The following is a 17,236-nucleotide window of genomic DNA, read 5'->3' as shown; positions in this document are numbered from 1 at the left end:
CTCGCCCGGCCCGGAAGGGCGTGCCACCCGGGAAACGCCGTCCGGGTTCCCGGCGCGGGGCACACGACGGGCACGAGGACCGGCCGGCGCGGGGGTCCCGTCAGGCGATGCTGTACGTCCGGTGCCGGTGGCCGTCGAGGAGCAGCGTGCGCACCGCCTCGGCCTCCGGGGCACCCAGCCGCTCGTAGACGTCCAGCGCCTCGTTCCACGAAGCGACGGCACGCCCGGTCTGGCCCAGTTCCGAAAGTGCGTGGCCGAGCACGGTCAGCACATTGGCCCGGCGCCACTCCCCGCCGATTCCGCCCAGGGTGATCAGGGCCGTCTCGGCGTTGACCGCGGCCTGTGCCGGACGCCGCGCGGCGAGGTCGACCTCGGCCAGCCGGAACAGGCTCATGCCTTCCCACAGCTTCTGACGGCCCTCGCGGAAGACGTCCAGCGCCGCGTGGAGGCAGTCGCCCGCGAGGTCCAGTTCGCCGCTCCGGGTGAGCGCCAGAGCAAGCGCGTAGCGGCCGTTGGCGCCGCGCACGGTGCTGCCCATGGCGTCGTAGATCTCGATGCCCTGCCGTGCCAGCGCGATGGCGCTCGTGGTCCGGCCGGTCGCGAGGTGGATGCGGGAGAGGTTGCACAGGACGGCGGCCTCGCCGGGGCGGTCGCCGAGCGCACGGAAGTACTCGACGGCGCGGGAGAGATGGGCCTCGCCGTCCTCGTGCCGGTTCTGGTGGAGCGCGATGACGCCCCTGCTGTTGAGTACGTCGCCCATGGTCCAGGAGTCGCCGGCCGAACCAGCGAGCCCTGCCGCCTCGCGCGCTTCGTGGTCCGCCTCCCGGAAGCGGCCCGCGAGGGAGTGCAGGTGGGCGAGAGCGGCGCGGGTCCGGCCCTCGGTCCTCCCGTCTCCGGTTGCCGCGGCCGCGCCCCGCAGGGCCGTGACCGCCGACTCGTAGCGTTTGAATTCGCTGCCGGACTCGGCGAGGTCCCGCGTCGCGAGCAGCAGATCGGCCGCCTTGCGCAACTCGCCCGTGTCGACGGCCTGGCGGGCCGCGGACAGCAGGGCCCTCGCCTCGCCGAACAGCCAGTCCAATGCCTCGGCGCGGTCGGTGAGGACCAGCCCGTCGCCGGCGGTCGGCTCCAGGTGCTCGATCAGGCGGTCACCGGGCCGCTCCAGCGCGTACACGCCCGCCGCGGTGGCCAGGTAGAAGTCGAGCAGCCGGGACAGGGCCGCCGCCCGCTCGCCCGGCAGTTGCTCGTCCCGCTCCGCGCAGGCACGTGCGTAGAGGCGGAGCAGGTCGTGATAGCGGTACCGGCCCGGTGCCGCCGACTCCACCAGCGAGGTGTCGACGAGGGACTCCAGGAGTCCCTCGGCGTCCTCCCGGGGGAGGCCGAGCACGGCCGCGGCGGCCGGCAGGGAGATGTCCGGCCCGTCCGCCAGGCCGAGCAGGCGGAACGCGCGTGCCTGCGCGGGCTCCAGCTGCCCGTAGACCAGCTCGAAGGCTGCCTTCACCGCCAGGTCACCGGCCTGCAGCTCGTCCAGTCGCCGCCGCTCGTCCGCCAGCTTCGCGGCCAGTACCGAGACGGTCCAGGTCCGCCGCACCGCCAGCCGCGAGGCCGCGATCCGGATGGCCAGCGGCAGGAAGCCGCACGCGGCGACGACGTCGAGCGCCGCCGTTCGCTCGCCGGAGACGCGTTCCTGGCCGACGATCCTGGTGAACAGTTGCAGGGCCTCCTCCGGACTCAGCACGTCCACGTCGACCAGCCGGGCGCCCGCCAGGTCGCCCAGGTGCCCCCTGGACGTGATCAGCGCGGCGCATCCCTCCGTGCCCGGCAGCAGCGGTCGCACCTGGGCGGCGTCGCCCGCGTTGTCCAGGAGCACCAGCACCCGCCGCCCGTCCAGGACCGAGCGGTACAGCGCCGCCCGGTCCTCCAGGGAGTCGGGGATCGCCGAGTCCGGTGTGCCCAGGGCGCGCAGGAAGGAACCCAGGACCGTCTCGGGCTCCGTCCTCGTCGTCCGCAGGCCCTGGAGGTCCACGTACAGCTGGCCGTCGGGGAACTCCGAACGGGCCCGGTGGGCGACGTGCACCGCCAGCGTCGTCTTGCCGACGCCCGCGATTCCCGACAGGGCCGACACCGCCATCACCTGCCCGTTGGCCGACGCCAGCACCTCCCCCAGCTCCTCCACGTACGGCACACGGCCGGTGAAGTCGGGGACCGTGGCGGGGAGTTGGGCGGGCCGGACGGGGGCCGCGGCCGACTCGGGCCCCGGGACGGAGGGTTCCGCCAGGGCCGGGTCCGCCTGCAGGATCCGGTGCTGCAGCTCCGCCAGGGCGGGGCGGGGGTCCACGCCCAGTTCGTCCGCCAGCAGCCGTCTGGTGTCGGCGTACACCGCCAGTGCCTCCGCCTGGCGGCCACTGCGGTACAGCGCCAGCATCAGCAGCTCCCGCAGCTGCTCGCGCAGCGGATGCACCGCCGTCAGCGAGGTGAGTTCCGAGATCGCTTCCGCGTGGTGGCCCTGCTCCAGCTCCATGTGGAGGCGGAATTCGATCAGTTGGAGGTGCCACTCCTCCAGCCGCATGCGCTGGGTCTCCGCGTACGGGCCCGGCACGCCCGACAGCGGCTCGCCGTCCCACAGGGCCAGCGCCCTGCCGAGCAGGTCACTCGCGCGGGACGGGTCCCCGTCGCTCCTGGCCCGCTCCGCCAGATCCGCGAGATCCCGCGCCGCCGACAGGTCCAGGGCATCGTCCGGCAGGCCCCGGATCGCGTAACCGCCCGACTCGCTCACCAGGACGTCCGGGCCGAGGACCTTGCGCAGCCGGGAGGCGTACGTCCGGACGGCGGCCAGCCCCTGGGACGGGGGCTCGTCGCCCCACAGTGCGTCGATCAGTTCGGCCGCGGTCGCGGTGCGTCCCTCGCGCAGCAGCAGGGCGGCCAACAGGCCACGCTGCTGCGGTGATCCGGTCCGCAGTGCTTCGGTTCCGCGCCAGGCGCGCACCGGGCCGAGTACGCTGAAGCGCGGCGCCGCTTCCGCCGGCCCGGCGGGCGACACGACGGGACGCCGCTTCGGCCCCCGTGACGCGTCATCCATCGCTGCCCCCCTTTCGGCAGCGTACCAACTCGTTTAGCAGACGTATACGGATCGTTTATCGACGCCTGCGACCATGGGCGCATCGCACTCTGTGACTTGCCCAGTCCGGGGCTGCGCCGAGGCGGGGTTCCCGGGAGTGGCATCCCGGGCCCCGACCGCCCGGCCCGACAGCCGATTGATTCGTGCTGCGATTTTCATCAACTCTAGCTCAGTCAAGTGACTTTGAGCTACCGTCATCCCGTTGCCGCGAACCGCGGGTGGACCGGCCCCTGCCAAGGGCCCCTTGTGGCCTGCCCGTTGGCGAGCGCAGCAGATCCGGACTGGGCACCGTCATAAGGAGAACGAGCATTGTCATGCAATCAATCAGTCCACCTGTGCTGTGGGCCGGAGTCGTGGTCACTCTGGCCTATTTCGTATTGGTCGGCTACCTCATCAGGTCGCTGAGGACCAATAGGCGGCTGCCCTCGGTGATCGCGGCCGTGACAGGGCTCGTGGGCGCGCTTCCCGTGGTGCTCTACGCCCTGTACGCCGTGCTCGGCACCCCGGCATAGGCATCCGCGCGAAGTACGCGTCCGGCTCGGGGAAGCGGCGGCACGAGAGCCGCTTCCCCAGTCGCGCGGCCGGCGCCCGGCCCGGGGGCTTTCGCCTCAGCGGCAGCAGTCCGGTTCCAGTCCGCGCGGCAGGTGTTCGCCGCCGAAGACCTCCGTGGTCGCCTCGTCGCCACCGAGCGCGGCGACCGCGAGCAGCAGCGATCCGGCGGTCCAGGTGGTGAGCTCCTCCGGCCAGAACGCCCGGTTGCCCTCGAAGACGTACCCGGTCCAGTACATGCCGCCCTCGGCGCGCAGATGCTGGATGGACTGGAGGATCTCCAGCGCCCGGTCGGACTCGCCCATCACCCAGAGCGCCAGGGCGAGTTCGCAGCTCTCGCCGCCGGTCACCCAGGGGTTGGGCAGGACACAGCGCACCCCGAGGCCGGGGACCACGAAACGGTTCCAGCCCTCCTCGATCCGCTCCTTGGCCGCGGTCGCGGTGAGCGCGCCGCCGAGGACCGGGTAGTACCAGTCCATCGAGTAGCGGCTCTTGTCCAGGAAGCGTTCCGGGTGGCTGCGGATCGCGTGGCTCAGCGCGCCGGTCGCCAACTCCCAGTCGGGCTGCGGCTCTTCGCGCCGTTCGGCGATGGCGAGCGCGCAGCGCAGCGCCTGGTGGATGGAGGAGCAGCCGGTCAGCAGCGCGTCGTCGACGGGGGTTCCGTCGGCTTCGCGCTTCCAGCCGATCTGGCCGCCGGGCTGCTGGAGTCGCAGGACGAACTCGACGGCGGCGTAGACGGTCGGCCACATCCGGTCGACGAACGCGTCGTCGCCGGTGGCGAGGTAGTGGTGCCAGACGCCGACGGCCACGTACGCGCAGAAGTTGGTCTCCAGCGAGCGGTCGGTCGGCCGGTCCGGGTCTCCGTCGTGGTACGCGGCGTACCAGGAGCCGTCCTCGTTCTGGTGCCGGGCCAGCCAGTCGTACGCGCGCTCCGCGGCGGCGTGCTCGCCCGCCGCGTCGAGGGCCATGGCGGCCTCGGTGTGGTCCCACGGGTCGAGGTGGTGGCCGCGGAACCAGGGCAGGGCGCCGTTCCGGCGCTGCACGGCGCGCAGGGCCGCGACGGTCTCGGCGGCCTCCTCGGCGGTGAGGACCCCGGGCAGTACGAGGTGCTCGGTCTGCTCGGGAACGGTCACGCCTGGGCCCTGGTGAGGTCCTCGGCCGCGGCGGCGGGCAGGTGCGGCTTGGTCGCGTACGCCACGAAGCTCTTGCCGACGACCGGGTTGAGCAGCTGCTCGGCCACCCGGGTCGCCATCGGCTTCTTCATGATGTCCCAGACCAGCAGCTTGTGGTAGGCGCGGACCGGCAGGGCCTTCTCGTTGTCCACCCCGAAGGCGCACTTGAGCCACCAGTACGGCGAGTGCAGGGCGTGGGCGTGGTGGGTGCCGTACGGCTTGAGGCCGGCACCACGGATCTTGCCGAGGAGTTCGTCGGCCCGGTAGATACGGATGTGGCCGCCCTCGACCTCGTGGTAGGCGTCGGAGAGCGTCCAGCAGACCTTCTCGGGGCCGTAGCGCGGCACGGTGATCGCGATCCGGCCGCCGGGCTTGAGGACCCGGACCATCTCGGCGAGCACGCCCTTGTCGTCGGGGATGTGCTCCATGACCTCGGAGATGATCACGACGTCGAAGGACCCGTCGGGGAACGGCAGGTTGAGCGCGTCGCCCTCCATCGCGGTGGCGGTGGCGCCCTCGGGGGCCTCGCCGGCCTCCTTCATCGCGGCGAACCACTTCGCGACCTCGCGGATCTCCTCGCCGTTCTGGTCGAGGGCCACGACCTGGGCGCCGCGCCGGTAGCACTCGAAGGCGTGGCGTCCGGCGCCGCAGCCCAGGTCGAGCACTCGGTCACCTGCGGCGAGCGGGAAGCGGGTGAAGTCCACGGTCAGCACGAATGCCTGCTTTCGCGGTCGGGGGAGGTAGGGGGGCGGGTACGACGGGAACGGGCGGCGGTGTCAACGACCGCGGCCGGGGCGCGTGGCACCGGACCGGGCGGCGATCGCCTCGCGGTAGAGGGCGGCGGTTCCGATGGCGGCCTGCTTCCAGGTGAAGCGGGAGAGCACCCGGTCACGGCCGGCGGCACCGAGCCGGGCCCGCAGCTCCGGGTCGCCGAGCAGCCGGGCGAGCGCGTCGGCCAGCGCCCCGGCGTCGGCGGGCGGGACGGCCAGGCAGGTCTCGCCGTCCGGGCCCGCGACCTCGGGGATCGCGCCGCCGGTGGTGGCGACGAGCGGGGTGCCGGTGGCCATGGCCTCGGCGGCGGGCAGTGAGAACCCTTCGTACAGCGAGGGGACGCAGGCGATCTGGGCGCCGCGCACCAGGTCGACGAGCTCGGCGTCGCTGATGCCCTTGACGAACTCGACGGCGTCCCGGAGTCCGTGCCGCTCTATGGCCTGTGCGACCGGTCCGTCCTCGGCCCGCTTGCCGACGACCACGAGGTGCGCCTTCGGGTTCCCGGTACGGAGCTTGGCGAGCGCCTCGACGAGGTGGACGAGGCCCTTCAGCGGGACGTCGGCGCTGGAGGTGGTGACGATCCGGCCGGGCACCTCGGCGACCGAGGGGTCGGGCGACCAGAGGTCGGTGTCGGCGCCGATGTGCACGACGTGGATGCGGTCCGGGCGCACGCCGAGGTGGTCGACGATCTCCTGCTGCGAGGAGCCGGAGACGGTGAGCACCGAGGGCAGCCGGCGGGCGACCCGCTTCTGCATCCGGGTGAAGCCGTACCAGCGGCGTACGGAGGCGCGCCGGCGGCGGGTGTCGGCGGCGTCCAGGTCGAGCTGCCGGTCGACGGTTATGGGGTGGTGGATCGTGGTGACGAGCGGGGCGCCGAGGTCCGCGAGGAGTCCGTAGCCGAGCGTCTGGTTGTCGTGGATGACGTCGAACTCGCCGCGGCGGGCGGCGAGATGGCGCCGGGCACGCAGGCTGAAGGTGAGCGGTTCCGGGAAGCCGCCGGTCCACATGGTGGCGACCTCGGCGGCGTCGATCCAGTCGCGGTACTCGCCGCGCCCGGGGGTGCGGAACGGGTCGGGCTGGCGGTAGAGGTCCAGGCTCGGCAGCTCGGTGAGCGGGACGCCCTCGTCGAGCACCGGATAGGGCTGGGCGCCTATCACCTCGACGCTGTGGCCGAGGCGGGCGAGCTCGCGGGCGAGGTGGCGTACGTAGACGCCCTGGCCGCCGCAGAAGGGGTTGCCCTTGTAGGTGAGGAGTGCGATGCGCAACGGACGGTCGTCGGCGGTGCCGGACGTGTCGCTGCCCGTGCGGGGGCCCGACTCTATGGCCTCAGCGGTCACACTCGGCCCCCTTCTCCCTGCGTGTTCGCCGGAGCGTAACCGCTCACGCTAATCTAGAACAAGTTTCAGACTGGATCGTTCAATGAGCTACGAATCTACCGGCAGGTAGCGTCGGTGCAACGGCCGGATCAGGTGATTCGCGCCACGACTGGGCACGCTGGCATGCTGTGCGCCCCCGGGAGTCCGAGCGCCTCCCTCCGGTCGCGGACAGAAGCCATGGATGGGGACACATGACAGCTGAGGCCAAGCCGGCATCGCCGCCCCTGACCGAACGGCAGGAGGCCCGTCGCCGCCGCATCCTGCACGCCAGCGCCCAGCTCGCCGGCCGGGGCGGCTTCGAGGCGGTGCAGATGCGTGAGGTCGCGGAGGAGGCCGGGGTCGCCCTGGGCACGCTGTACCGCTACTTCCCGTCCAAGATCCATCTGCTGGTCGCCACCATGCAGGACCAGCTCCAGCACATGCACACGATGCTGCACAAACGACCGCCGGCCGGCCAGGACCCGGCCCAGCGGGTCGCCGACACCCTGATGCGGGCCTTCCGCGCACTCCAGCGCGAGCCGCATCTGGCGGACGCGATGGTGCGGGCGCTGACCTTCGCGGACCGCAGCGTCAGCCCGGAGGTGGACACCGTCTCGCGGATCACGACGGCGATCATCCTGGATGCGATGGGCCTGGAGCATCCGACCCCGGAGCAGCTGTCCGCGGTCCGCGTCATCGAGCACACCTGGCACTCCGCGCTGATCACCTGGCTGTCGGGGCGGGCGTCGATCGCCCAGGTGAAGATCGACATCGACACGGTGTGCCGGCTGATCGATGTGACCATTCCGACAGACACGCCCTAGCACATGCGGGGCCTGGCCCGTGGCGTCTTCATCACATTCCTCACACCGTTCTGACCGAAAGAGCCACAAGTCGCTCTTTAGCATGGTCATGACCAGCACCGATGAGAGGAAGACATGGCTCACCAGTCAGGCATTGCAGGCGACGCGACGGGGACGCAGGCCCCCGGCGGACCGGGTTACGGCGTTCAGCCGCCGGTCGGCTACGGGTACCCGGGCGTTGCCCCGCTGCCCAGCGGCAAGGCGACCGCCTCGATGGTGCTCGGCATCCTCGGCCTGGTGCTCATTCCGATCATCCCGCCGATCGTCGCGCTGTGCCTCGGCGTCTCGGCCAAGCGCATGGCCGACCGGGGTGAGGGCGGCGGCCGCGGCCAGGCGGTCGCGGGCATCGCGATGGGCTGGGTCGGCATCGCGTTCGCCGCGCTCGGCATCACCGTGGCCACGATCCAGGGCATCAGCGCGATGTGACGGGTCACCACCCAGGACCCGCGCACCGCGCGCCACACACCCGGGCACTCGCGCACCGCGCGCCACACACCCACAACACCCGGGCACCACGCGCCACGCGCCACACACCCGCGCACCGCGCACCGCGCACCGCGCACCGGCCGCGCAGCGGAACCGTACGATCCGGTTCCCCTGCGCGGCTTTCGCTTTCCGGTCCCATGTGCGGCCCCCACATGCGCACCATGTCAGGTGGGGCGCTCTGCACCATGTCGACGGGGGCACGGTGTTCATACGGTTCGGCGACATCACATGAACACGCCGAGGAGCCGGTCACCATGCGTCGCAGAGCCACAGGCACCGCCCGTCACCGCAGATCCCTGCACGCCGCCGTCGCGCTGAGCTGCGCCGGTCTCGTGCTCGCCGGGTGCACCGCCGCCGGAAAGGCCGGCGGGAGCGATTCCGCCGGGGACGCGAAGGACGCGACCGTGAAGGTGGGCCTGGTGTACTCCCGTACCGGCCTCCTCGCGGACTACGGGAAGCAGTACCGCGACGGGTTCATGGCGGGGCTGGACCACGCCACGAAGGGCACCCGGAAGGTGGCCGGGCACCGCATCGAGGTCACCGAGCAGGACGACGCGGGCGATCCGGGCAAGGCGGTCTCCGCGGCGAAGAGCCTGATCGGCAAGGGCTACAAGGTGCTGGCCGGCACCACCGACTCCGGCGTGGCGCTCCAGATGGCACCGCTCGCCGCCCAGAACAAGGTGCTGTACATCAGCGGCCCGGCCGCCACCGACGCCGTGACCGGCATCAACGACTACACCTTCCGCTCGGGCCGGCAGTCCTACCAGGACATCCTCACCGCCGGGACGATGCTCGGCGAGGCCAGGGGCAAGAAGGTCACGGTGCTGGCCCAGGACTCCACGTTCGGCCAGGCCAATGTCGCCGCGGTGAAGGCCGTCCTCGGCGCCGAAGGGGCGAAGGTCGGCTCGGTACTGGCCCCGCCCGGCGCCACCGACCTGACCCCGTTCGCCCGGCAGGTGAAGGCGGGCGGGCCCGATCTGGTCTTCGTCGCCTGGGCCGGCTCGACCGCGCCGGCGCTGTGGACCGCGCTGGACCAGCAGGGCGTGCTGGAGGCGGGCAAGGTCGTCACCGGTCTCGCCGGAACGGCCTCGTACCCGGTCTTCGGCGACGCCGGTTCCAAGGTGTCGTTCCTGGCGCACTACTTCCCCGGCGCGGGCGGCGGCAACGCCGTGGAGAAGTCGATGCTCGACTCGGTCGCCAAGGCCGGTGGCACCCCCGACCTGTTCACCCCCGACGGCTTCACCGCCGCGCAGATGGTGGTGCGCGCGGTCGAGGAGGGCGGGGCCACCGACACCGCCGCCATGGTGAAGGCCCTGGAGGGCTGGAGCTTCGACGGGGTGAAGGGCAAGGAGCAGGTCCGGGCCGAGGACCACGCACTGGTGCAGCCGATGTTCGTCGCGAAGCTCGACGGGAAGGGCGCGGGAGCCCGGCCGGAGCTGGTGAGCACCGTGCCGATGGACGAGGTGGCGCCGCCCGCGAAGCCCTCGGCGGGCTGAGCGATGACCGCACCGGACACCGCCGCCGGGCACCCGGGCGGGGCGCGGACCGCCGCCCCGGTGCTCCGGCTGGACGGGCTCGGCTGGGGCGTCGGCGGGGCGACGATCGTCGAGGACGTCACACTGAGCGTCCACGAGGGCGAGTTCCTGGCCTTCATCGGCCCCAACGGGGCGGGCAAGACCTCCCTGTTCAACCTGATCAGCGGGCTCACCACGGCCACCCGCGGCACCATCGCGCTGGACGGCACGGACATGACGGCCGACCCCGCGCACGCACGGGCGAGGCGCGGCATCGGCCGCACGTTCCAGACGTCCAGTCTCTGGCCCGCCATGAGCGTGGCCGACCACGTCCGGCTGGCCGCCCAGGCGGCCCGGGGCGGCTCCCACCGGCTGTGGCGGCGGGCGTCCCGGTACGCCGCGGAGGTGGACGGCGTACTGGAACGCACCGGTCTCGGCCACCGGGCGCGGGCGACGGCGGCCGAGCTGTCGCACGGCGAGAAGCGGAAGCTGGAGCTCGCGGTGCTGCTGGTGGGCGGGCCGCGGCTGATGCTGCTCGACGAGCCGATGGCCGGGGTCAGCGCGGAGGAGGTCCCCGCGCTGACCGAACTCATCCGCACCCTGCACCGGGACGAGGGCCGCACCGTGCTGATGGTCGAGCACCACATGGACGTGCTGCTGGGACTGGCCGACCGGCTCGCCGTGATGCACCACGGAAGGCTGCTGGCGCTGGACACCCCCGAGGCAGTGACCGCCGATCCGACCGTCCAGCAGGCCTATCTCGGGGAGGGACTGTGACGACCGGAACCCTGCTCGCCGTACGGGACCTGCGGGTCCTGATCGGCGGCCGGCACATCCTGCACGGCGTGGACCTGGACGTCGCCCGGCACGGCGTGACCGCGCTGCTCGGCCGCAACGGCGCCGGGAAGACCACGACCGTACGCGGCGTGCTCGGTCTCGTCCCGCGCACCGGGAGCGTGCGGCTGGACGGCGAGGAGACCGTCTCGATGCCGACCCACACCGTGGTGCGCCTCGGCATCGGTTACGCGCCCGAGGACCGAGGTGTCTTCGCCGGACTGACCGTCGCGGAGAACCTGCGGCTGGCCGAGCGGCGCGGCGCGGACGGGCCCGCGTACCGGCTCGTCCATGAGCTGTTCCCCGAACTGAAGCGCCGGGAACGGCAGTTGGCGGGAACGCTGTCCGGCGGTCAGCAGCAGATGGTGGCCATCGGCCGCACCCTGCTCAACGGAAACCGGCTGATCGTCGCCGACGAACCCACCAAGGGCCTGGCGCCGAAGGTGGTCACCGAGGTCGCCCAGGTGCTGGAGCGGGCCGCCGAGGCGGTGCCGGTGCTGCTCGTGGAGCAGAACCTCGCCGTGGTGCGGCGCCTGGCCCGGCACTGCGCGGTGCTCGCCGACGGCCGGACCGCCCATCAGGGACCGGCCGCCGAACTGCTGGGCGACGCGGAGGCCGCACGGCGCCTGCTGGGTGTGGGACGCGGCCCGGCCACCGAAGCACCTTCCGTGGAGGCGGATTCCTGATGTCCACCGTCGTTCTGCTCACCATGACCGGACTCGGTCTGGGAGCCCTCTACTTCCTGATCGCGTCGGGGCTCTCGCTGATCTTCGGGCTGATGGACGTGCTCAACTTCGCGCACGGGGCGCTGCTCTCCATCGGCGCGTACGGCACCTGGTGGGCGGCCTCCGGCCATCTGCCGGGCGCCGGTCCGGGCGGGGCGGGCTTCGCCCTCGCCGTCCTGTTCGGTACGGCGGTGGGCACCGCGGCCGCCGTGCTGCTGGAACTCGCCGTCGTCCGCCCGCTCTACACCCGGCCGCGCGAGCAGGTGCTCGCCACGGTCGGGGTGGGACTCGCCGTCCCGGCGCTGCTGTCGGGCGTCTGGGGCTCGGACGCCCGTACCTTCCCCGGTCCGAAGGCGTTGTCCGGCACCTTCGGCCTGTTCGGCGCCCAGGTGCCGGTCAACCGGCTGGTCCTGGTCGCGGCGGCCCTCGTCGTCCTCGTGGCGCTGCGGCTCTTCCTCGGCCGCACCCGGCACGGTCTGGTCGTACGGGCCGGGGTCGAGGACCGGGCGATGGTCACCGCGCTCGGCATCGACGTACGGAAGGCGTTCACGCTGGTCTTCGCGATCGGCGGCTGCGTGGCCGCCCTCGGCGGGGCGCTCGGCGGCCTGTACTTCGGCTCGGTCGACCCGCGTCAGGGCACCTCGCTGCTGATCTTCGCGTTCGTCGTGGTGGTCACCGGGGGCATGGGGTCGGTGAGCGGCGCCGCCGTGGCGTCCGTCGTCATCGGCCTGGTCCAGCAGTTCGCCAACTACTACACCGCAGCGGGCCTCGGCGACCTGGCGGTCGTCGTCCTGCTCGCCGCGCTGCTGCTCGTACGGCCGCGCGGACTGACCGGGAGGCTCGCGTGAGCACCGCCACCGAGACACAACACCGCACCGGCGGGGAGCACCCGGCCGCGCAGGCCCCGGCGGGGAGCGCCGCCCGGCTGCTGCGCCGCTGGTGGCCCGCAGCCGCACTGCTGGTCCTGGCCCTCGCCCCGTTCAGCGCGCTGCCGCTGCCGGGGCTCCTGGACGGTCCGCTCGGCAGCCCGGGGAGTCTCCAACTCCTCGCCACCTGCCTGCTGTTCGGTGCCCTGGCGACCGGTTACGACCTGCTGCTGGGCCGCACCGGGCTGCTTTCCTTCGGGCATGCGCTCTACTTCGCGGCGGGCAGCTACGCCACCAACATGTTCCTGCTGGAGGCCGGTCTCCCCTTCGCCGTGTCCGCGCTGCTCGGCGTCTGCTGCGGGATCGCGCTCGCGCTGGTCCTGGGGTCGGTGAGCCTGCGGGTCACCGGCATCGGTTTCTCCATGGTGACGCTGGCGTTCGCCCAGGCCGGGTCGATCCTGGTCTCCCGCAATCCCGGCGGCCTGACGGGCGGCGAGGAGGGCCGGGCCGCCCCGGCCGAGCTGCTGCCGTCCGGGCTGGTCGGCATCGAGAACACCGCGAACCTCTACTGGCTGGCGCTCGGCTACCTGGTCCTGACGCTCGCCGTCGTGCACCGGGCGGTCAACTCCCCCACCGGACGCGTCTGGGAGGGCATCAAGGAGAACGAGCGCCGGGTGGAGGTGCTGGGGCTGAAACCGTACGGGTTCAAGCTCACCGCCTTCGTCCTGGCGGGCGCCCTGGCCGCGCTGGGCGGTCTGGTGCACCTGCTGATCACCGGCGGCTCGACCCCGCAGACCACCACCTCCGACTTCACCCTGTCGCTGCTGGTGATGGTGGTGCTGGGCGGATCGGGCACCCGGTGGGGGCCGATGGCCGGCGGCATCCTCTACACCTGGGCGGATCACCGGCTCGGTGATCTGGCCGGCTCGGGCGCGGTCGCCGGACTGCCCGCGGTGCTGCGGGTGCCGCTCTCCCAGCCACTTTTCCTGCTCGGTGTGCTGTTCGTCGCCGTGGTACACCTGCTGCCCGGCGGACTGGCCCGGCTGCCGTCCCGGCTGCGCGGGGCACGCCGTACGCCCGCCGCCGAATCGTCCAGGGACGGCGAGTCCCGGAAGGAGAACGGACGCCCGTGATCGCGTACGAAGAGGTACGAGTCCCCGTCGCCGGGGGCGAGCTGGCGGTGCTCCGGTGGCCGGCCCGGGAACCCGGCGCGCCGGTGGTGCTGGCCCTGCACGGCATCACGGCCAACGCGCTGTCCTGGGGGCCGGTGGCGAGGCTGCTGGACGGCCGCGTCACCCTGGTCGCACCGGATCTGCGCGGCCGGGCCGGGAGTTCGTCGCTGCCGGGGCCGTACGGGATCGCCGCGCACGCCGACGACATGGCCGCCGTGGCCGCGGCGCTGGGCACCGGCCGGACGGTGCTGGCGGGCCATTCGATGGGCGCGTTCGTGGCGGCCCTGGCCGCCGTACGGCACCCGGAGCGGTTCGGGCCGCTGCTGCTGGTGGACGGCGGCATCGGCTTCCCCGCTCCCACGCACCTCGCGCCGGACGAGCTGATGACCGCCGTGATCGGCCCGGCGATGGACCGGCTGTCGATGACCTTTCCGGACCGGGACGCGTACCGCGCGTTCTGGCGGGCCCACCCGGCGTTCGCGGACGCCTGGTCGGACGAGGTGGACGCCTACATCCAGCGGGATCTGACCGGGGAGGAGCCCGCCATGCACTCCACCTGCCGCATCGAGGCGGTGCGCACCGACGGCATCGGCCTCTTCGACGAGGAGGTGCTGACGGCGGTACGGAAGCTGCCCGTTCCGGCGACGCTGCTGTGGGCGCAGCGCGGGCTGATGGGCGAGGAGCAGGGCCTGTACGACGAGAGCCGGCTGGCGGCGGCGGACCTCGGGGGTACCCGGGTGACGCCGGTCGCGGTCCGGGGCGTCAACCACTACACGGTGCTGACGGGGGACGCGGGCGGCAAGGAGATCGCCCGCCGGCTGCTGGACCTGTCCGGCGTCTGAGGAAGCGGGGCGGGCGGCTCCTACCGGTCCCGGCCGCCCGCCAACAGGTGCAGTCTCAGGGCCAGTTGCAGCTCCAGGGCGCGCCCCGGTCCGTTCCAGTCGTGCCCGAGCAGCGCCTGCACCCGGTCCAGCCGCTGCACCACCGTGTTGACGTGCACGTGGAGTTCGTCCTTGGCCCGGACGAGGCTGCCCCCGGAGCCGAAGTAGGCGGCGAGGGTGCGCACCAGGTGGGTGCCGCGCCGCGCGTCGTACTCCAGCAGCGGGCCGAGCGTCGCCGAGACGAAGCCGTCGACGTCCTGGGCGTTGCCCAGGACCACGCCGAGGAAGCCGAGCTCCTCGACGCAGGCCCCCTCGCCGGTGCGCCCGAGGACCCGCATCGCACGCAGGCAGCGGGCGGCCTCCCCGTAGGCGGCGGCCAGCTCGCGGGCGCCGCGTGCCGGGCCGGTGGCGGCGACGGTGACGGGGGTCTGGGCGAGCCTGCCGAGCTGGGCCGCCGCCGCACGGGCCGCGTCGCCCGCGGCCGGTCCGGGGTCGGCGGCCGCCACCAGCAGCACCACGGCCCCGGCGTGTTCCGCGCTCACCCCGTGGATGTCCCCGCCGAACAGATAGCGCATCGCGGCGGGGGCCAGCCGTTCCCGGGCCCCGCCCTCGGCCACCAGCAGCAGATGCGGGCGGTCGAGGTCGATGCCCAGCCGGCGGCCGCGTTCGGTGAGTCCGGCCGGGTCGCGGTCCGCGTCGGTCAGCAGGTCGGAGATCAGCTCGCCCCGGATCCGGTTCTCGGTCTCGGCGACGGTGCGCCGCAGCAGCAGGAGCAGTCCGGTGACCACCGAGGCCCGCTCGAACAGCCGCCGGTCGGAGTCGTCGAGCTGCCCGCGCCGGTGCAGGACGAGACCGGCCAGGAGCTCCTGCCCGGCGAGGACCGCGCAGATCCACCGGCCGTCCCGGTGCACGGCGCGGGCGCCGGTGCGGGACTCCTCGGCGGTCTCGGCCAGCCAGCCGGCGTCCATGCCGTCGGCGGCGAAGTCCGCGCCGTCGGGCCGGACGGCCGCCAGCGGCCGTCCGCCGGGGTCGTGGATGGTCAGCGGGGAGTCCAGCAGCCCGGCGACCGCCGCGGCGACGTCCTTGACGTCCCGGCCGCGCAGCACCAGGTCGGTGAGCCGGTCGTGGGACTCCTCGGCCCGGCGCATGGCCGCCGAGTGCTCCCGCACCGCGGCGTTGGCCTCGGCCAGTTCGGCGTTGGTGTCGGCCAGTTCGTCGAGTGCGGACCGGGTGTCGGCGAGCGCGCGGGCGGTGTCGATGGCGATCGCGGCATGGGCGGCGAGCGAGCAGAGCAGCGCGACCTCGTCGGGGCCGAAGACGCGGGGTGCCCGGTCGGCGGCGAAGAGGACGCCGATGACCTTTCCGGTGCCGCCGCGGCTGGAGCCGAGGAGCAGCGGCACGCCCAGGATGGCGACGAGCCCGTCGTCGAGCACCGCGTAGTCGATGTTGCGGGTGTGGCGGAAGCGGTCGTCGGTGCGGTAGTCGTGGGTGGCGTACGGGCTCGCGGTCTGCGCCACCAGCCCGCCGAGCCCTTCGCCCAGTTCCAGCCGCAGGCGCTGGAAGGCCACCGACACCGACCCGTCGGTGACCCGCATGTAGGTGTCGCCCGCCTCCTCGTCGGGGAGCGTGAGGTAGGCGGTGTCCGTGCCGAGCAGCATCCTGGCCCGGCGGACGATGGCGTTCAGCACCTCGTCCAGGTCACGGGAGGCGGCCAGGTCGCCCGCGGTGTCGAAGAGCGCGGTGAGCTGGAGTTCGCGGCGGCGGTGCTGGCGCAGGGCGCCCCTGATCCGCAGGGCGGCGGCGGTGCCCCGCTCCACCTCCGCCAGATCGCCCGCGGACACCCCGGCGGCCCGCGCCCGGGAGGAGACGGCGCCCAGCGCCTCGGCGGGGGCGTCGTCGGCGAGCAGGTCGAGCAGGCGTCGCAGATGGGGTGCGGCGGAGGTGGAGGCGGCAGAGGCGGACGGTTCAGACATGGGCGGCCAGGATTCGTCGGGGGCGGAATTGGTAGCGGCCGGGATTCGCGGGGGCGGCGGGATTCGCAGGGGCGGCGGGTCAGTTGGCGGTCCAGCCGCCGTCCATGGCGAGCGAGGTTCCGGTGATGTGCCCGGTGCGCGGCCCGCACAGCCACAGCACGGCCTCGGCGACGTCGCCGGGGTCGATCAGCCGCTTGATCGCACTGCGTTCCAGCATGACCCGGCCCACCACCTCCTCCTCGGAGATGCCGTGCGTACGGGCCTGGTCGGCGATCTGGTTCTCGACCAGCGGGGTGCGTACGTAACCGGGGCAGACGCAGTTGCTCGTCACCCCGTGCTCCGCCGCTTCGAGCGCGACCACCTTGCTGAGTCCCTCCAGTGCGTGTTTGGCCGTCACATAGGCCGACTTGTAGGGGCTGGCCCGCAGTCCGTGCACCGAAGAGATGTTGACCACGCGCCCCCAGCCGCGTTCGTACATGCCCGGCAGGGTCCGGCGCAAGATGCGGAACGGGGTCTCCACCATGACGCGCTGGATCAGTGCGAAGCGGTCCGGCGGGAATTCGTGCACGGGGGCGACGTGCTGGAGCCCGGCGTTGTTGACCACGATGTCCACGTCGGCGGGCAGCGCGTCCACCACGTCGGGGACGGCGAGATCGGCCACCCACGCCGTCCCGCCGATCGCCTCCGCCAGGCTCTTCGCGGCGTCGGCGGCCTTGTCCACCACGTGCACCTGGGCGCCGGCCGCCGCCAGGGCCTGGGCGCAGGCCCGTCCGATGCCGCTCGCGGCGCCGGTCACCAGCGCGGTGCGCCCGGTCAGCGGCGGGTTCGCGGCGGGCGGGACGGTGAGCGGGGCGGGCCCGGGGGCCTGGGGCTGAGGAGTCTCCATGGCCGTCACCGTAAGGAGGCCGGGGCCCACGTCACACGGGGTCGGTGCACACACCGTCGTACGCCGACATGGTG

General features: G+C 73.1%; 14 protein-coding genes. 8 read left to right on the top strand and 6 right to left on the bottom strand.

All coding sequences use genetic code 11. The features are described from left to right. Positions 1-100 precede the first annotated feature (100 nt). The 4 genes from ACGF8B_RS29160 to ACGF8B_RS29145 all read right to left on the bottom strand — a co-directional run bounded on the left by ACGF8B_RS29160 (position 101) and on the right by ACGF8B_RS29145 (position 6,944). Entirely contained in the window at positions 101-3,076 is a 2,976-nt protein-coding gene (locus ACGF8B_RS29160; protein ID WP_392744387.1) for a BTAD domain-containing putative transcriptional regulator, read from the bottom strand. A 647-nt stretch (positions 3,077-3,723) separates the two neighbouring features. Beyond that, entirely contained in the window at positions 3,724-4,797 is a 1,074-nt protein-coding gene (locus ACGF8B_RS29155) for a prenyltransferase (protein ID WP_392744386.1), read from the bottom strand. Then, a complete protein-coding gene (locus ACGF8B_RS29150) occupies positions 4,794-5,549 on the bottom strand; it encodes a class I SAM-dependent methyltransferase (RefSeq protein ID WP_392744383.1) in 756 nt (251 codons plus the stop codon). The genes ACGF8B_RS29155 and ACGF8B_RS29150 overlap by 4 nt, the downstream gene beginning before the upstream one ends. Before the next feature lie 63 nt (positions 5,550-5,612). After that, entirely contained in the window at positions 5,613-6,944 is a 1,332-nt protein-coding gene (locus ACGF8B_RS29145) for a glycosyltransferase family 4 protein (RefSeq protein WP_392744380.1), read from the bottom strand. Positions 6,945-7,174: 230 nt separating this feature from the next. Between ACGF8B_RS29145 and ACGF8B_RS29140 the strand changes: the two genes are divergently transcribed. From ACGF8B_RS29140 to ACGF8B_RS29105, 8 genes are all read left to right on the top strand, one after another. Continuing rightward, positions 7,175-7,786 carry a TetR family transcriptional regulator gene (locus ACGF8B_RS29140; protein ID WP_392744378.1) on the top strand — a complete coding sequence of 204 codons (612 nt, stop codon included), beginning with the start codon at positions 7,175-7,177 and terminating at the stop codon, positions 7,784-7,786. Positions 7,787-7,900: 114 nt separating this feature from the next. Then, positions 7,901-8,251, top strand: a complete 351-nt coding sequence (locus tag ACGF8B_RS29135; protein ID WP_392744375.1) for a DUF4190 domain-containing protein — start codon at positions 7,901-7,903, stop codon at positions 8,249-8,251. Positions 8,252-8,565: 314 nt separating this feature from the next. Further along, the gene (locus tag ACGF8B_RS29130) at positions 8,566-9,807 is read left to right on the top strand and encodes a substrate-binding domain-containing protein (protein ID WP_392744373.1); all 1,242 of its coding nucleotides are present in this window, start codon (positions 8,566-8,568) and stop codon (positions 9,805-9,807) included. Positions 9,808-9,810: 3 nt separating this feature from the next. After that, on the top strand, positions 9,811-10,602 hold the full coding sequence (locus ACGF8B_RS29125) for an ABC transporter ATP-binding protein (protein WP_392744371.1): 792 nt from the start codon (positions 9,811-9,813) through the stop codon (positions 10,600-10,602). Further along, positions 10,599-11,345, top strand: a complete 747-nt coding sequence (locus ACGF8B_RS29120) for an ABC transporter ATP-binding protein (RefSeq protein WP_392744369.1) — start codon at positions 10,599-10,601, stop codon at positions 11,343-11,345. Before ACGF8B_RS29125 ends, ACGF8B_RS29120 begins: the two co-directional genes overlap by 4 nt. Continuing rightward, a complete protein-coding gene (locus tag ACGF8B_RS29115) occupies positions 11,345-12,232 on the top strand; it encodes a branched-chain amino acid ABC transporter permease (protein ID WP_392744366.1) in 888 nt (295 codons plus the stop codon). Before ACGF8B_RS29120 ends, ACGF8B_RS29115 begins: the two co-directional genes overlap by 1 nt. Further along, on the top strand, positions 12,229-13,383 hold the full coding sequence (locus tag ACGF8B_RS29110) for a branched-chain amino acid ABC transporter permease (protein ID WP_392744363.1): 1,155 nt from the start codon (positions 12,229-12,231) through the stop codon (positions 13,381-13,383). Before ACGF8B_RS29115 ends, ACGF8B_RS29110 begins: the two co-directional genes overlap by 4 nt. Continuing rightward, positions 13,380-14,264 (top strand): alpha/beta fold hydrolase, encoded by an 885-nt coding sequence (locus ACGF8B_RS29105; RefSeq protein WP_392744360.1) that lies wholly within the window; start codon positions 13,380-13,382, stop codon positions 14,262-14,264. Before ACGF8B_RS29110 ends, ACGF8B_RS29105 begins: the two co-directional genes overlap by 4 nt. 20 nt (positions 14,265-14,284) lie before the next feature. Here the strand turns inward: ACGF8B_RS29105 and ACGF8B_RS29100 are convergent, their stop codons facing one another. Then, positions 14,285-16,276, bottom strand: a complete 1,992-nt coding sequence (locus tag ACGF8B_RS29100; protein ID WP_392744358.1) for a helix-turn-helix domain-containing protein — start codon at positions 16,274-16,276, stop codon at positions 14,285-14,287. A 79-nt stretch (positions 16,277-16,355) separates the two neighbouring features. Continuing rightward, positions 16,356-17,162, bottom strand: a complete 807-nt coding sequence (locus ACGF8B_RS29095; protein WP_392744355.1) for a 3-hydroxybutyrate dehydrogenase — start codon at positions 17,160-17,162, stop codon at positions 16,356-16,358. Positions 17,163-17,236: the final 74 nt, after the last annotated feature.

This window comes from Streptomyces sp. NPDC047917 (assembly GCF_043204345.1).
GTDB classification, from domain to species: Bacteria; Actinomycetota; Actinomycetes; order Streptomycetales; family Streptomycetaceae; genus Streptomyces; species Streptomyces sanglieri.
The sequence above is the reverse complement of the archived record's forward strand: the minus strand, read 5'-3'. Positions and strand labels throughout refer to the sequence as shown.

Bases quoted from the DNA above. Each gene is read 5' to 3' on its own strand.
- ACGF8B_RS29135 (WP_392744375.1), top strand. From the start codon at position 7,901: ATGGCTCACCAGTCAGGCATTGCAGGCGACGCGACGGGGACGCAGGCC.
- ACGF8B_RS29140 (WP_392744378.1), top strand. From the start codon at position 7,175: ATGACAGCTGAGGCCAAGCCGGCATCGCCGCCCCTGACCGAACGGCAG.
- ACGF8B_RS29125 (WP_392744371.1), top strand. From the start codon at position 9,811: ATGACCGCACCGGACACCGCCGCCGGGCACCCGGGCGGGGCGCGGACC.
- ACGF8B_RS29130 (WP_392744373.1), top strand. From the start codon at position 8,566: ATGCGTCGCAGAGCCACAGGCACCGCCCGTCACCGCAGATCCCTGCAC.
- ACGF8B_RS29115 (WP_392744366.1), top strand. From the start codon at position 11,345: ATGTCCACCGTCGTTCTGCTCACCATGACCGGACTCGGTCTGGGAGCC.
- ACGF8B_RS29160 (WP_392744387.1), bottom strand. From the start codon at position 3,076: ATGGATGACGCGTCACGGGGGCCGAAGCGGCGTCCCGTCGTGTCGCCC.
- ACGF8B_RS29100 (WP_392744358.1), bottom strand. From the start codon at position 16,276: ATGTCTGAACCGTCCGCCTCTGCCGCCTCCACCTCCGCCGCACCCCAT.
- ACGF8B_RS29095 (WP_392744355.1), bottom strand. From the start codon at position 17,162: ATGGAGACTCCTCAGCCCCAGGCCCCCGGGCCCGCCCCGCTCACCGTC.